Below are 14526 nucleotides of genomic sequence, written 5' to 3' on the forward strand. Positions count from 1 at the left end.
GAATCCGATGGCCAAGCCGTAGAAGGAGTTGTTCGGATGATCCCTGCTGGTGGCCACGTTCAGCACCACATAGGCCAAAGCGACCAGCTTTCGACTCGTCAGGCGGACCGGGACGACCTCTCTCAGCGAGTTGAGAACATCCACGACTGCAAGAATTCCGTCGCAGCACGGTCATGTCAGCACGGGTAACGCCCATCTGGGTTGACCGTTAGCCGGGTCCCTTGCATACCTGCTAGCTGCTAATGCCTTGGTCAGCGCTTCGCGCTGTCGACCTTGTCGACAAGCCAGCAAGCAGCGGCTACCAGCCAGCCGGTAACGGAAATGGTCGTTGACGGTGACGACTCGGCGCGGCGCGTGCGCGAGCCTGGTTAGCGAATCACAACGTGCATCAACGCGGTCGATCGGGTCGTTGAGGAGAGCCGAAATGACGCCAACAACAGGCAAGAGCAGGGGCGGCGCCCGGCGAAACCCCGTTGCAGGTCCTTGGCTCTCGCGGGACAACCGCGAACTCGTGCCAAGGCCTCTGACCTGCCCGCGTTCCCAGCAGACCACGTCGGTCCCTGTCCTGAGCACATCCGCGCATCCGGCTGGGCGCGGTGCTCCCGATGATCAAGCCCGGTCACCGGGCTGCCGGGTCCAGCCGGACCGCCTGAACAGACGCCCGGTCGGCGCTTCTCCACCACAGATCACCGCCGCCGGGCCCACTCCACGAGGGAAACACCAATGCTACCGATCGATCGCCCGCGTGTTTGGCTCGCCGGGAGAGACCGGCCCAGCCAGCAGCCGCCATCGAGCACAACCTGGCTGCGCGACGATGCCTGCCGGGTGTGGGTGCCCAACGGCCAAGGCAGCTGGCATACGCCAGACAACCGCCACCACGCCACCCTCCACGAACTGCGTGGCCACACCGACCTGGTCGAGGTGCGCCGATGATGCGCCAGAACTCTACCGACGACATCGTAGCCCCAGGTGAGAGCGTCTGTGTGCTCGGCGCTCCCCTGGCCGCCCGCTACGAGCCACCAGTCAACACGCTTGCCCCGACTAGGACGTCGGAAGTGCCGCTTCAGCAACCGGACTGCGGTCGCGCAATCGGTTGCGGTGGCTGCAGTTGCGCATGGACTGCGTCGCAAGCGCGAGAGGGCCGCCGCGCAACTGCGAGTTGATCGCCAGTTCAGGCGAATGCCTCGTAGTCTTTGCCAGGATCCTGACGACATTGGTGGACTCGGTCGATCAACCGCCGATGCGTCTCGGCCCACTCGAACACGGGACAAGTGCTTCCAGGAACCCTTGGATTACAGGAGTCAACTCGTAATACGCCGCCTTCGAGCTCTGTGAGCTGTACTCACGGCGCAGCACCAGCTCGTCCCGCTCCATCGTTGCTACGGCTACTGCACTTGAACGTCTTTCGAGGTGGTGCCGCTACGTCTGGGATTGCAGATTCAAGGTCACGCCTGCACCCCAGCACTGCGGGCAGAGCCGTCGGCCGGTGACGAACTGCGGAGGATGTCCGGGGGCGCGCTGGGCGTGGACGGCGGCGACTTCACGTTCGCCGCGGCAATGTCCGCACCTGTCCCGCGGCCAGCACATGATCGGCAGTGCCTCGGCAGTCCGGATCACCTGCATCCGCAGTTCGCGGAGGCGATCCGGCTCCTCGTCTGGGTGCACGTGGCGTCCGATCACGTCGGCCTCGGCAAGTGCGGCCTCGTAGGCACGCACCGCCTGCTCGACCTCATCGCCAACAGAACCCTGCTTCCACTCGCCCATGTCGTGTACGCCTCCCACTCCTGCCCGTCGGGTCAGCCGCCCATCGAGGTAGCGGTGGTGATGACTTCCTGCGGGACCGGTTGGTCGGTGGCCAGGGCCTGGAACAGGGTCTCGGCTTTGTCCTGGTCCCACCGGACCACCGAGGCGCCGTCATCGGTTTCGGCGAAGCTGCCGAACGGCACGGTGGTGGTCACGCCCTGTCCGGAGGCGATGCCGTTCATCGCGAACGCAAGGCTGCCCAGGTGCCAGACGTGGTCATCCTGGCCGACCAGGAACGCGCCGGAGGTGTTGAGGATCAAGGGGAACAGCCGGAACGGGTTGAGGTAGACCTCGGGGCTGGATGCCTTTTCGGTCAGTGCGGCGAGGAATTCCCGCTGCCGCTCGACGCGGTCGAGGTCCCCGCGAGCGGAGGCCCGGGTGCGCACGTAGCCCAGCGCCTGCGGGCCGTCGAGGGCCTGGCAACCCGCCTGGAGATCAAGGTTGGCCTTCGGGTCCTGCATCGGTTCCTTGACGCACAGATCCACCCCGCCGATGGCGTCGGTCATGTCCGCGAAGCCCCCGAGGCCGATCTCGGCGTAGTGATCGATGTGCACCCCGGTCGAGGCCTCGACAGTCTGGGCCAGCAGCTGCGGGCCGCCGTAGGCGAACGCAGCATTGAGCTTGTCCTTGCCCCGCCCGGGAATCGACACATAGGAGTCGCGCGGCAAGCTCACCATGGTCGGCTTGCCATCACCCTCCGGGATGTGCACGAGCATCACCGTGTCGGTACGGCGTCCCGCGGTGTCGCCGGTGCCGAGTTCGGCCTGCCGTTCGGCGTCCAGACCCTCGCGGCTATCCGAACCCACCAAGAGCCAGTTCGTGCCCGGTCCGTCCGCGGGACGCTCCCCGTCGGTCGGCAGTGCGTTCTCCCGCTTCAGCGAGTAATCGACGTAGGCCAGGAATCCGATCAGAGCCAGCAGGAGCACCACGAACACGACGAGGATCGTGCGCCCGAGTCGTCTGCGCCGAGCAGGGGGGCGCGGCTGTGCATAAGGACGTTCTTGCTGCGTATAAGTCATCTCGTCACCCGAAATTCTCGTCGCTGCACAAGTTCCGAATCCCCGACCATGCGGCGGGCAAGCATGACACGGCCCCGCGCGACGAAATAGGACTCATTCCACACGGGCGGACAACGATGCGGATACACGGCGATCACGTCGAGATAACTAAATTAGCGGAATTTCTGTTTGTTGTACGAAAGAAACTAGAAAACTTGCTGGTTGTCGCGTTTTCCGACTACTATTCGTGTTCTGGAAAGGGTAACGCGTGGCGTTCGTCTCGCCTGGAGGCACAGCCGCGGGATTGTTTCCTCGGGGCGCTCGTCATCACAATCGGCCGCCATGAGTTACCACCAGTCTCATGGCCACCAGCCCCATGGTCACAATCCTTACCCGCCACACAATCACGGTCACTATCAGCAACAAGATGGCTATTATGAAGGTGATCCTTACGAGCGCAGACGCCACGACGATGGGGCCGATAACGTTGCAAACATTATTCGTGTCGTTGTCGGTCTGGTTGTCACTGTTTTCACCCTGCATGTCCTTTTTGTCATTTTCGATGCCAATCAAGGAAACGAATTCGTATCCTTCGTTTACCTGCTGGCCAAGACGCTCGTGCTGGGACTGGGTGACGTCTTCACCCCCGACGACGCACTGCTGGGAGTCGTCCTGAACTACGGCCTGGCCGCCCTGGTCTACCTCGTCGTCGGGCAGCTCGTCATCAAAGCGATCCGACGCCGCTGATCGAGACATCCAGTCTCCACGCAGCGTAGTCGCGGCCGAGCCTGCGGTGTTGGGCTCCGGAGATATCGCTGGTTGCGGCTCAGTACCCCCACAGCCCGGCGATGCTCCGGCGCCGCCCGCAGGTGTTCGGAGAGTTCCGACGATAAGCATGCGGCCAGCGCGGCGACGGGTTCGGCGGGCGTGCACCGCGCCAGCGTCTGCACCGTCGCCTGCACGACGTCGTCCGCCACCCGCCGACCGGCCAGGCCGCTCCGGCGGACGACCTCGTCCAGGAACGTTTCGTACCCATCACGAGCACCCGATCACACGTGATCGCACGGGATGCGGTGATCCCAGTTCTTCGAGAACACGCGCTCATCGCCGAGGTGAGCGTCCAAATTCCGCGTGCAGCCGGAACTCGTCCACCGTCGAGGTCAGCGCAATCCGCATGCTGGTGCGAACCGACCAGTCGCCGCGGGCGAACCGCATCGTCCACTCGATATCGCCCCACACCGAACCGAAATACTCACCGACTCAGCTGCACAACTCGGTCGCATTCCGTTCGACGTCCAGGTCGATCGCATCGAAGTGCACCAACCCCTGGTCCTTGACGATTTCCAGCGAGGAGTGGTAGTCGACCAGGTCGCGGCTCACCCACCACGGCTGTTCGCCCGGGGGCAATCTGCCTTGCCGCCGCCGGTGGCGCGCCTTCAGGCTCCGCGAACAGCGGAGTGGGCAGCTCGTCGGCCTCCTCCGCCGGCCTGATCGGCAGTTCCAGCTCGCTGGCGTCCGGATGCACGATCAGCTGCACCGGCGGCGGCCAGGCCAGCGGCCAGTACGATGTGGACAGTGCGAGCCGAATCCAGTGCCCCGCCGGGAATGCCTGGGCCACCTCCATCGCGAGGGCGGAGCGGAGGGAATTCTCGTCGATGACCTTCGGCCGCCCGCCGTGGTTGCGCCCTCGCGGCGGCGGTCTGCCGTCCTCCAAGGTCTTCTCCCGGATGTACTCGCGGTCCAGCTGTGCGGCTGCCACTCGGATTTCGAACAGCATTGGTCTTCCGTTTTCCCCTCGAAGTGGCCGTACTCGAGCGGGCCAGTTGTCCCTAGGCTGGGCTCCCAAACCTCGACAGCGGGCCGTGTTACAGCCCGGCGCCTCTAGGAGGGACCACATGATCAGCGTTGCCAAGCTCCTCCCGTCCGACAGGCCCACCTGGGAGGAGCTGTTTCGCGGGTACATCGACTTCTACCGGCGCACCGAGCCCGACGAGATGTACGAGCGGGCCTGGCAGGAGTTCCAGGTGGGCACGCGTCTGCACGCTCTGGGGGCGCGGCTGGACGGGCGGCTGGTCGGCATCACCCATTTCCTGACCCACGGCAGTACGTCGGCGCCTGATAACGATCTCTGCTACCTGCAGGACCTGTTCACAGCGCCGGACGTGCGCGGCATGGGCGTAGGGCGAGCGCTGATCGAGGCGGTGACCGACTGGGCCCGCCATCGTGGCTGCTACCGGGTCTACTGGAATACCCAGGAGTCGAACCAGACCGCGCGCCACCTGTACGACAAGGTCGCCAGCTACAACGGCTTCATCAAATACCAGATCGACCTGCCCCGACCGTCATGACGCGATGGGCCCGCAGGCGCAAGACCCAGAGATCGCCCGCATTCGCGCTGATTGCGCAAGGCGAGCGCAAAAGGCACCCACCCGAGCCAGCGTCTCGCGTTGTCCTCGCGCCTGCGGGCCAAGTTCGTCTACGAGTCCTGCCAGGGATTGCGGGCCACGCGAGTTGCTGAGCACGACGTCAAGACCTGCTCCTACAGCCAGCCTGGCCACAGTGCCGCCGATGAATCCGCTGCCGATCAACCCAAGCGTTGCCATGTTTCGACCTTCGCCTTGCCGCGGGCCACGGATTGACCGCGCCGCGACCACTCTCGCGTGACATCGCATGCAGGCCGGGATGCACGCGGACCATCAGTTACGTGCGTTTGCTCGATCCCCCGTGGTCAGCCGGGACAACGCCGGCCCTGCTGACTCACCGGCGGTCACTGCGCGTACCAACCGCCGTCTATGTGCAGGGTGACGCCGGTGATGTAGCCGGCGACCGGGCTTGCCAGGTAGGCCACGGCAGCGGCGACCTCGTCGAGGCGGGCGATCCTGCCGACGTCGTTGGGCGCCAGGGCGCGAGTGACGTTGGGCTCGATCTCTTCCCAGGTTTCGCCCATGTTGTTGGCTTTGCCGAATCCGATGAGCATTTCCTTGTTGACGTCTGTGAGCAGCCCTCCGGGTGCCACGCTGTTGGACGTCACGCCGGATTCCCGCAACTCCCGGGCCAGGGACTGCGCGAGGTTGTCACGCGCGGCGTTGGTCGCGTTGTAGTGAGGCTGACGCGCCGAAGACAGGTGGCCGGTGACGCTGCCGATCTGGATGACCCGGCCCCATCGGCGCTCGCGCATCGTGGGCACGAGCCGCTGGATCAGGCGAACGCTCGAAATGACGTTCACGTTGTAGATGTCCGCCCAGTGGTCCGGGGTGGTGGTGGTCCAGTCCATCGACATGTCGAAAACACCGACGTTGTTCACGAGGATGTCGACTGGCCCGTCGCTGAGTGCGGCAGTCGCGACCCCGTCGGCTCCAGCGTCGGTGTCGAGGCCGCCGATCGCGAGGGTAGCTGCTCCGCCAGCTTCCCGGATGGTTTTGGCCACTGCCGCGGCCCTGGCTTCGTCGCGGCCGTGAATGACGACTTCGGCGCCTTCGGCGGCGAGGAGTTTGGCGGTAGCCTCGCCGAGGCCCGAGCTGGATCCGGTGACGAGTGCCCGTTTGCCGGTGAGCTGAAAGTCCATTGATTCGTTTCCCTTCACACACGTATGACAGGTGTTCCCGACAGACGTGAAGAGTGCTCGTCAGAAATTGGACTCGCAAGTCCAATCACGATCGTTTGTCGATGACCGACGGCCGAGCAGCGCGGGGCCGCAGCGAATGCGGGATGGAATCCGCGTTCACACCTGCGCCTTTTCCTGATCTCCCATCCGGGCTGTGGTCATTCGCCCAACAATCGGCGGAGCCAGTGCAGCCGAGCCGCGCGGACGTCCTGCGAAAGAACCGCCTGCGGGGCGTAGAAATCGAAGCCGTGGAACCCGCCAGGCCATACATGCAGCTCGGCCTGGCCTCCTGCCTGCCATATGCGAGTCGCATAGGTGACGGTTTCGTCACGGAGCGTATCGACCGAGCCGACGTCAAGAAGCGCGGGTGGCAGTCCGGACAAATCCGCAGCTCGTGCCGGGGCCGCGTACGGCGACACATCCGCACTCCCCCGCTTTTCGCCGAGCAGTGCTGTCCAGGCGGTTTCGTTGGAAGTGCGGTCCCATACCCCGATACCGGCCATCTGCTGGGCTGACACTGTGTCGACGCGGTCATCCAGCATCGGCCCCATCAAAATCTGCCCGATAGGGCGAGGTCCCTTGTGGTCGCGTGCCACGAGCGCCAGAGCCGCGGCGAGGCCGCCACCGCCACTTCCCCCAGCCAGGACGATCCGGTGAGGATCACCGCCGACCTCCTCGGCGTGTTCGGCCGTCCACAGCAGACCCGCGTACACATCCTCCATCGCCGCAGGAAATGGATGCTTCGGTGCGAGCCGGTACTCCACCGACACGACGATCAGTCCCAGCTCCAGCGCCCACTCCAGCGGGTCACCGAGGCCCAACCGGTTGTTGCCGATCATCATGCCGCCGCCGTGCGTGTGATAAACGACGGGCCGCTGTCCCACCAGACCGGCAGGACTGGCAATGAACAGTGCGATATCAGGCGCATCTTGGGGACCCGGCACAAATCGTTCATGGATTTCGAAGGCGCCCTCGCCCGCAAGTTGCTCGTCCGAAGGGAGACCGGCGAGGAAGGCTTCGTGCAGGGCGGGGACCATCTCCGGCGTGACCGCGGGCGGCACGGCACCGGCCATACCTGCCAGCACCGCGGACAGTTCGGAATCAAACGGCGGCGGGGATGTCAAAGTCATCGGTACCCCCTCACGCCTCGTCGATAATTTGACGCACAAGCTTCAACGAGCTCATTCGCCATTCACCGTCCGAAAGTTCCCATACCTCATAGTAGTGTCCATATCCGTGCATTGTCGGCGTCGGGTTATCTTCTCGCGCGGGAAAGACGATGTAGTCCTCCATCGCCCAGATGGCTTCCACCTGCGTCTCGGAGATCTCGCGGAGTTCAGAATTGGCCACGCGATGACTGCTGCGTGCCCGGTCGAGGAACTTGCCGGTCTGCTCAGTGAATTCGTCGACAGTCTCAAAGTGAGCGATGGTCGATCCATCTGGGGCCAGAAATAGGAAGTCGACGCGGGGCGCGACCAACGGCTTGATGTCTTCCCAGCGCCGCTCGTCGACGAAGCGGCAGTATTGGGCCTTCTTTTGACGGATGGCTTCGGCGGTCTCGTAAGAGACTGTCATGTTTCCTCACTTTTCAAGGTATCAGAAGGAGTTTGCCTGTAGTCCGGCGGGACTCGATGTCGATGTGGGCTTTGGCCGCATCGGAAAGGGGGTACCGGCGCCCGACGTGGACAGCGAGACGGCCTGTACGCAGCCAGTCGAAGAGCTGTGCCGAGTACCGCGCGAGACGGTCGCCCTCCAGCGCGGACTGCAATACGGACGGGGCTGTAATCCTGATATTTCTTGGCAGCGTGAACACATTGATTTCGGGCGGAGGGCCAGCCGGAAGACCGAACATCACCATGGCCCCATAATGGTTCAGGCTGCGAATGGAGTCGAAAAATCCTTCGCCGCCGGTCCCGTCGTAGACGACGTCGACGCCTCGCCCGTCGGTGGCATTGAGTACCTCGTCACCGAATTTGCTGGCTGGTGCGACGATCACCACATCGGCACCAGCCGACTTCACGACGGTGAACTTCTCCTCCCTAGAAACACGACCGAGGGCTTGACCGCCGAGAATCTTGATGATCTGCGTCAACAGAAGCCCGACCCCGCCGGCCGCCGCGTGGATGAGCGCCGTCTGACCTGCCTCCAGCCGGTGGCTGTCACGGACGAGGGACAGCGCGGTGAGACCTTGCAACATCACGCTGGCGGCCGTCTCGAAGTCGATATCGTCCGGTACCGGCACAAGTTGCGCTGCCGGGACGATGACCTGTTGCGCGTAGCTTCCCCAAGCGAAGGACCACGCGACACGATCACCCACCTTGACGTCGGTGACGCCGTCACCAACTGCGGACACCCGCCCCGCCCCTTCAACCCCAGGTGACATCGGCAGAGTGTGCATGGCCTTGGTGAAACCCCATCGGGTTCCGGTATCCATGAAGTTGACGCCCGCGACGACGACGTCGACCAAAACCTCATCCCTGCCCGGGGCCGACGGTTCGACCTCTTCCAACCTCAGCACGTCGGGGCCGCCGTATGACCGCATAACGATTGCTTCCACAGTTCTCTTCCAGTTAGACGGCAAAGTCGACGCAAGTCGATTCGCCGATGAAGGGGACGCCTGCCAGAGTCGCGCCGTAAATGTGTTTCACTTAATTGTCAGCCATTGATCGCATGCCTGATTTGCGTACGAACGAAATCGTGTGCCGCCAGGACACACGCCGCCACCCGGACGCCGAAACCTTAGTATTGACGGGGCCGTGCGGTTATTCTCGTAGGAGATTTCGCCCGTTCTCTTTCCCTGTGGATCCGACGGTGCCACACTGAAACTGGACCAGCAAGTCCAGAAAGGGTAGCCATGCCGACTCTCACCGCACGTGGCGCCGCCACACGCGCACGCATCATCGAAGGCGCTGCACATGAGCTGCGCCAGCACGGTGTCGCCGTCACTCTCGACCACATCATGGCGAAGACCGGCACGAGCAAGAGCCAGCTGTTTCACTACTTTCCCGGCGGGAAGGAACAACTTCTGCTCGCGGTCGCCGAGCACGAGGCCACGTGCATGCTGGACGACCAACAGCCATTCCTGAGCGATCTCACCAACTGGGAGCATTGGCTGGCATGGCGCGACGCCATCGTGCAACGGTATCGATCACAGGGCGGCACCTGCCCGCTCGCGGTGATCATGACCGAAATCGGCCAGTCCACCCCGGCCGCTCGCGCGATCACCGCATCGCTGGTGGAGGAGTGGGAGCGCGGCGTCGCCAAGGGGATCCGTTCAATGCAGGACTCCGGCCTGGTCGACCGGTCGATCGACGTGGACCGGGTCGCCCGCGGCATCATCGCCGGCATCCAAGGCGGAGTGTCGATCATGCTCGCCACCGGCAACGTCGCGTACCTCGAAGCGGCACTGGACGCTGCCATCAACGAACTGCGCGGCTTCTCGATCCAGGCATAGACCTCGCACTCCGCAACAGAACCGCCTGTACATCCGCACGCCATGGCGAAGCTTGGTCACCGTCGACTGGACTTGTGAGTCCAGTTCTCATGAGGCACCCTGACGCGGTCATCACGATCACGTCGGGCGACAGCGACCTCAGCCGGACGACCAAATCGATACGGGGCCAGACGATGGACACTTACCTTGTCGCGGAACTCGCGGCCATGGCGGGCGCTTTCCCGCGATTGGACCTCGCGAACCTCGAATCGGCACGCGAGTCCGTCCGCCAATCGGCGGCTCGGCTGCCGGTATATGGCGCAAGTCGGAAGCTACTTGTCCATGACATAGCCATACCCGGCACTCGCGGAGAGCCCGACGTACCCTGTCGGCTGTACGCACCCGCCGACGACGCGAGCGAGCCAGTCGCGGCACTGATCTACCTGTTCGGTGGCGGTTACGTGATGGGCTCGATCGAGATGATCGACTACCGTGCGCGCATGCTCGTCGACCGGGCCAGCATCGCCGTACTGGCCGTGTCGTATCGGCTGGCACCGGAGAACCCGTACCCGGCGGCGCTCAACGACGCGTACGCAGCGCTCGAATGGGTTACCAGTAGCGCCGCGGTGGAACTGGGCGTCGACACCAGCCGGATCGGGGTCCTCGGTGAAAGCGCCGGTGGTGGCCTCGCGGCGAGCCTGGCTCTGGTGGCACGCGACCGCGAGGGACCGCGCTTGATCGCTCAGTTCCTTGACGCGCCGACGATCGATGACCGGCTACAGACTCATTCCATCCGCACTCTTGTAGACGTACCGGTGTGGCAACCGCGGAACTCCCCCTACAGCTGGGAGTACTACTTGCGTGGAACCGCGAAGCCTGGCGAATCCGACGTTCCGCTGTACGCGGCGCCGGGCCGCGCGACCGCCGACGATGCCGCCGGGCTGCCCCCGGCGTTCGTGACGTCCTATCAAGTGGACCCGACTCGAGATGAGGGCCTGAACTACGCCCTGACCTTGATTCAGGCTGGGGTGCCCACCGACCTGCACAACTATGCGGGAGCGTTCCATGTCGCACACGCGGTTCCCGGGACCGTGATCAGCGCACGGATGATGGACGACCGCGTGGAGGCCGTTCAGCGTCTTCTGTCCGACCCGAGATAACCGGGACCTGATCAGCTGCATCGCTGATCAGGTCAGTCCGTCGAGGTATGCGGCCGGTCAGGCTGTCGGGATCGATGTCGGCTTGGTCGGCTGCCTCGTGCATGAGATGCCGGATTGCGTAGTGGATCAGCAGCAGTGCCCATATTTCTTGCTCGACCATTTCGGGGGATTTCGAGCGCAGTACGCTTCCCCGACCGCGTTGATGGGTCTTAATTTCATCAAGGCTGGACTCGAATTCCCACCGCTGATTGTAGGCGTCGGCCAATTCCGCGGCGCTGGCCTGTTCCCGGTCCATGATCGTTGTGATCAAACCCGCACCACCGCGTGGGCCTCCAGTTCGGCAATCGCGGTGGGGTGGAGTTGTCGGCGACCGCGTGGCGTGACAGCCGCCAGAGTTGTCTATCACCAAAAATTATACTCAGTCATAGTTTTGACGTTCTACGTAATCCAGATTTCGGTTCGGAGGCTGTCATGGCTGGCAGTGGCTACAACGCGGCGAAGACGGGGCTGCTCCTCGTCGACCCCTATAACGACTTTCTGTCCGAGGGGGGTAAGGTCTGGCCGCTCGTGCGGGCGGTCGCGGAGGAAGTGCACCTGCTGGACAACCTACGCGCGGTAACGCGGGCGGTGCGCGCGGTAGGCGTGCGGACCTTCGTCGTGCCGCACCGGCGGTGGGAATCGGGCGACTACGCGCAGTGGGAGTTCCCCAACCCTACGCAGCAGCTGATCCAGACGCGGCGCACCTTCGCACGGGGAACGTGGGGTGGCGAGTGGTACCCCGACTTCGTACCACGAGACGGCGATGTCGTCGTCCAGGAACACTGGGCGCAGAGCGGGTTCGCCAACACCGACCTGGACTTCCAGCTCAAGCAGCACGGCATCTCACACGTCGTGGTGGCTGGCCTGCTGGCCAACACCTGCGTGGAGTCCACCGGCCGGTTCGCGATGGAGCTCGGGTACCACGTGACGCTTGTGCGGGACGCCACCGCGGCTTACGAGCCGGAAATGATGCACGCCGCGCACGATCTCAACGGCCCCACATTCGCGCACGCCATCCTCACCACCGCCGACCTGCTCGGGAAGCTACCCCCGGCCTGAGATCGGGGAAAGGGGAGTACATCCATGCTGCTGACCGGAGGCCTTCTCATCGGCCGATTCTCGGTGCCCGCCGCCGACGGGACGACTCAGTTGCGCAAGTCCAACTCATCGACATCCGGGTGACAGGAATTCCTCAGCGTGGGTAGCGGTCTCACACACACAGACCTGCCACAGTGTCCGCTCCCGAAGCGGCAGATGCAGCCTGGTCAGCAGGTTTGTGATCAGCGGCTCACCCCATCACCCGACAGTGACCACACAACCAAGACAGCCCGCGAGTTTGACGGGATCACGAAATCGAACGCGGCGGCGGGGGCCGTCCACGACGCCGTCGGCGGTATGGATCTCGATGTTGGTGTGCCCGACCTGTTGGTGCAACCGCAACGGCAGTTCACCGAAGGCGGTGCAGACCGAGGTCGGTCCGGCGCCGATCGAGGTGCCCCGGGACCGCACCGGCAGTTTCGAGCCGCAGATCGTGCCGAAGCATTCCCGGCGCATCCAGGGTTTTGACGAGGCCATCATCTCGTTGTATGCCAAGGGATTGACCACCGGTGAGCTCCAGGCGCATCTGGCCGAGATCTACCAGACCGAGGTGTCCAAGGACTTGATCAGCCGGATCACCGACAAGGTCGTTGAGGAACTCAAGATCTGGCAGAACCGTCCGTTGGATCGCCCACTGCATCAGCTCGTAATCGCGCTCATCATAAGCAGACATAGGCTTACCACCACGCGGATGCCGGGGTCTGGGGCATGCGCACTGGAGTGAACCGTCCGTGCGGCATTGGCGACCAGAGCGAACGAAAGTGCCTCACCCGATCGTGTGCTGGCAAGATACGGCAGGGTCGAATACCGCCCTCCGCCAGTTGGATCGACTCAACTGCTCGCGGCTGGTGCCGACTCCGGTGGCCAACAAGATCCCAAACAGCCTCTATAGTCGGTCCCATGTCCAGCGGCCGACGCGAGATGTCACGTGCCGTCACGATCAAGGACGTGGCGCGGGCCGCACAGGTCTCCATCGCCACGGCTTCCGAGGCGCTGTCCGGGCGAGGTCGGATGACCCCGGAGACCCGCCGCAAGGTGGTCGACATCGCGGGCGACCTCGGTTACGTCGCAAATGCTCTCGCGAAGGGGCTCCGGACGGGGCGCACCCATGCCATCGGTGTCCACCACCGCAGCGCCGCGGAAAGCCTGGACCGGCCGTACTTCCGCAATTTTCTCGCCGGGGCGATCAAAGTCGCTCAGGCCCATGACTACGACCTCGCCGTACTCTCCTCCAACCCAGCGGTGCCGCGCTCGACCGCGCCGCGCGTCGACGGGGTGATCGTCACCGATCCGATCAGTGACGACACCCGTGCGCGCGAGTTGATGGAGTCCCGTCTGCCCGTCGTGGCCGGCGAGCTACTGCCCGACGACATGCCGCCGTGTGCGGTCGTCGCTGTCGATCACGAGCCGGCGGTGCGCCAGATCCTCCGTCGGGTCGCGACTCTCGGCGTCCGGTCGCCGTTGCTCGTCGCTCCGGACAGGAACAGCGGCTGGGGGAACCTTCTCCGGAGGGTGTTCGCCGAATGGTGCACTGAGCAGGGACTGCCCGAACAGTCGCTCGAGGTCCCGTTCGGTGATTTCTCGCTCGAGTCGCAACAGGAGCGCCTCGCCGGCGAGCTCGGACGATGGACCGACATCGACTTCATTCTCGGCGCGTCCGCGTTCGAGATCCGGGGAGCGGCCGGCGCCTTGCGCGAACTCGGCAAGCAACCGGGACGGGACGTGGTACTCGCCTCCTGCTGTGACGACGAATCCCTGGAGCCTGACCGGCTCGCGGTGACCTCGGTCGTGCTTCCCGCACGGGCGCTGGGCGCGGCTTGCGTGCGGCGCCTCATTTGGCTGTTGGACGAGACCGAGAACCCCGATGAGGGGCTTGGCTCGTTGGTGACGGTTCCCGCCGAGGTCGCCTTCCGCGCCTCGACCGGCACGGCCAGATGACGTTTCGGATCGGTTTCCGGTCCAGTGCCGTTCGACGCCTGGGTAAAGACCTCGTTGCCATGCGTCGATCCGATTGCCTAAACGTTTAGGCAGCTCCTACGTTCACCCTCCTACAGCACAGCCGAAAACGCTGCGTCCGGCGGCTCGCGGGCCAGGCGGGCATGGGATCGGGGACGACATGTCGCAACGCGACCATGACCACGACCACGTCAACGGTCACCACCACCATGATCTGTGGCCGGAGGGGTTCTGGGAGCAGCCCAGGCGATTGGGCGAAGGGCTGGACGGTCACGGCGCGGTCGATGACTTCAACGAGGGGCGCAAGCCGGGCCCGATCCATGTCAATCGGCGGGGTGAGGGTGGGTTTTCGGGTATCCAGACGTTCGCGAAGTTGCCGGTCTGCCTGACGCCGGAGGATCTGGTGGCCGGTGAGATCGACGTTGCGATCTGCGG

General features: G+C 64.3%; 15 protein-coding genes and 3 pseudogenes. 9 read left to right on the plus strand and 9 right to left on the minus strand.

Features of this window, described 5'->3' with window-relative positions; all coding sequences use genetic code 11:
- The first annotated feature begins 723 nt into the window (after positions 1 to 723).
- Positions 724 to 933: a hypothetical protein gene (locus MOQ72_RS42475; protein ID WP_242191690.1), complete on the plus strand. Its 210-nt coding sequence runs from the start codon at positions 724 to 726 to the stop codon at positions 931 to 933.
- Between the two features lie 486 nt (positions 934 to 1419).
- Here the strand turns inward: MOQ72_RS42475 and MOQ72_RS42480 are convergent, their stop codons facing one another.
- Entirely contained in the window at positions 1420 to 1764 is a 345-nt protein-coding gene (locus tag MOQ72_RS42480; protein ID WP_242191691.1) for a hypothetical protein, read from the minus strand.
- 32 nt (positions 1765 to 1796) lie between these two features.
- Entirely contained in the window at positions 1797 to 2822 is a 1026-nt protein-coding gene (locus MOQ72_RS42485) for an LCP family protein (protein WP_242191692.1), read from the minus strand.
- Between the two features lie 321 nt (positions 2823 to 3143).
- Between MOQ72_RS42485 and MOQ72_RS42490 the strand changes: the two genes are divergently transcribed.
- Positions 3144 to 3548, plus strand: a complete 405-nt coding sequence (locus MOQ72_RS42490; RefSeq protein ID WP_242191693.1) for a hypothetical protein — start codon at positions 3144 to 3146, stop codon at positions 3546 to 3548.
- Here the strand turns inward: MOQ72_RS42490 and MOQ72_RS45945 are convergent.
- Positions 3500 to 3820, minus strand: a complete 321-nt coding sequence (locus MOQ72_RS45945; RefSeq protein ID WP_372495647.1) for a DUF2267 domain-containing protein — start codon at positions 3818 to 3820, stop codon at positions 3500 to 3502. The genes MOQ72_RS42490 and MOQ72_RS45945 overlap by 49 nt on opposite strands.
- A gap of 876 nt (positions 3821 to 4696) precedes the next feature.
- On the opposite strand from MOQ72_RS45945, the gene MOQ72_RS42495 reads away from it, so the two are divergent.
- Entirely contained in the window at positions 4697 to 5149 is a 453-nt protein-coding gene (locus MOQ72_RS42495) for a GNAT family N-acetyltransferase (RefSeq protein WP_242191694.1), read from the plus strand.
- Here the strand turns inward: MOQ72_RS42495 and MOQ72_RS42500 are convergent.
- The 5 genes from MOQ72_RS42500 to MOQ72_RS42520 form a co-directional block, all read right to left on the minus strand.
- Positions 5144 to 5473, minus strand: a complete 330-nt coding sequence (locus MOQ72_RS42500; protein ID WP_308198066.1) for an NAD(P)-binding domain-containing protein — start codon at positions 5471 to 5473, stop codon at positions 5144 to 5146. The genes MOQ72_RS42495 and MOQ72_RS42500 overlap by 6 nt on opposite strands.
- A gap of 95 nt (positions 5474 to 5568) precedes the next feature.
- Entirely contained in the window at positions 5569 to 6366 is a 798-nt protein-coding gene (locus tag MOQ72_RS42505; RefSeq protein WP_242191697.1) for an SDR family NAD(P)-dependent oxidoreductase, read from the minus strand.
- A 197-nt stretch (positions 6367 to 6563) separates the two neighbouring features.
- The gene (locus tag MOQ72_RS42510; RefSeq protein ID WP_242191699.1) at positions 6564 to 7535 is read right to left on the minus strand and encodes an alpha/beta hydrolase; all 972 of its coding nucleotides are present in this window, start codon (positions 7533 to 7535) and stop codon (positions 6564 to 6566) included.
- Positions 7536 to 7545: 10 nt separating this feature from the next.
- Positions 7546 to 7980 (minus strand): nuclear transport factor 2 family protein, encoded by a 435-nt coding sequence (locus tag MOQ72_RS42515; protein ID WP_242191701.1) that lies wholly within the window; start codon positions 7978 to 7980, stop codon positions 7546 to 7548.
- A 13-nt stretch (positions 7981 to 7993) separates the two neighbouring features.
- Positions 7994 to 8947 carry a quinone oxidoreductase family protein gene (locus MOQ72_RS42520; RefSeq protein WP_504981849.1) on the minus strand — a complete coding sequence of 318 codons (954 nt, stop codon included), beginning with the start codon at positions 8945 to 8947 and terminating at the stop codon, positions 7994 to 7996.
- A gap of 312 nt (positions 8948 to 9259) precedes the next feature.
- On the opposite strand from MOQ72_RS42520, the gene MOQ72_RS42525 reads away from it, so the two are divergent.
- Together MOQ72_RS42525 and MOQ72_RS42530 are read left to right on the plus strand one after the other, a co-directional pair.
- Positions 9260 to 9859 (plus strand): TetR/AcrR family transcriptional regulator, encoded by a 600-nt coding sequence (locus tag MOQ72_RS42525; RefSeq protein ID WP_242191704.1) that lies wholly within the window; start codon positions 9260 to 9262, stop codon positions 9857 to 9859.
- Positions 9860 to 9948: 89 nt separating this feature from the next.
- Positions 9949 to 10998: an alpha/beta hydrolase gene (locus MOQ72_RS42530; protein ID WP_242191706.1), complete on the plus strand. Its 1050-nt coding sequence runs from the start codon at positions 9949 to 9951 to the stop codon at positions 10996 to 10998.
- 1 nt (position 10999) lies between these two features.
- Here the strand turns inward: MOQ72_RS42530 and MOQ72_RS42535 are convergent.
- Positions 11000 to 11404 (minus strand): annotated as a pseudogene (locus MOQ72_RS42535) (transposase); the annotation flags it as partial.
- Between the two features lie 65 nt (positions 11405 to 11469).
- Here MOQ72_RS42535 and MOQ72_RS42540 point away from each other — a divergent pair.
- The 4 genes and pseudogenes from MOQ72_RS42540 to MOQ72_RS42555 all read left to right on the plus strand — a co-directional run.
- A complete protein-coding gene (locus MOQ72_RS42540; protein ID WP_242191707.1) occupies positions 11470 to 12096 on the plus strand; it encodes a cysteine hydrolase family protein in 627 nt (208 codons plus the stop codon).
- Positions 12097 to 12469: 373 nt separating this feature from the next.
- Positions 12470 to 12811: pseudogene (locus tag MOQ72_RS42545) on the plus strand (transposase); the annotation flags it as partial.
- 224 nt (positions 12812 to 13035) lie between these two features.
- Entirely contained in the window at positions 13036 to 14073 is a 1038-nt protein-coding gene (locus MOQ72_RS42550; RefSeq protein WP_242191709.1) for a LacI family DNA-binding transcriptional regulator, read from the plus strand.
- 178 nt (positions 14074 to 14251) lie between these two features.
- Positions 14252 to 14526 (plus strand): annotated as a pseudogene (locus MOQ72_RS42555) (hypothetical protein); the annotation flags it as partial.

Origin of the sequence: Saccharopolyspora soli (genome assembly GCF_022678645.1) — a bacterium.
GTDB lineage: Bacteria > Actinomycetota > Actinomycetes > Mycobacteriales > Pseudonocardiaceae > Saccharopolyspora > Saccharopolyspora soli.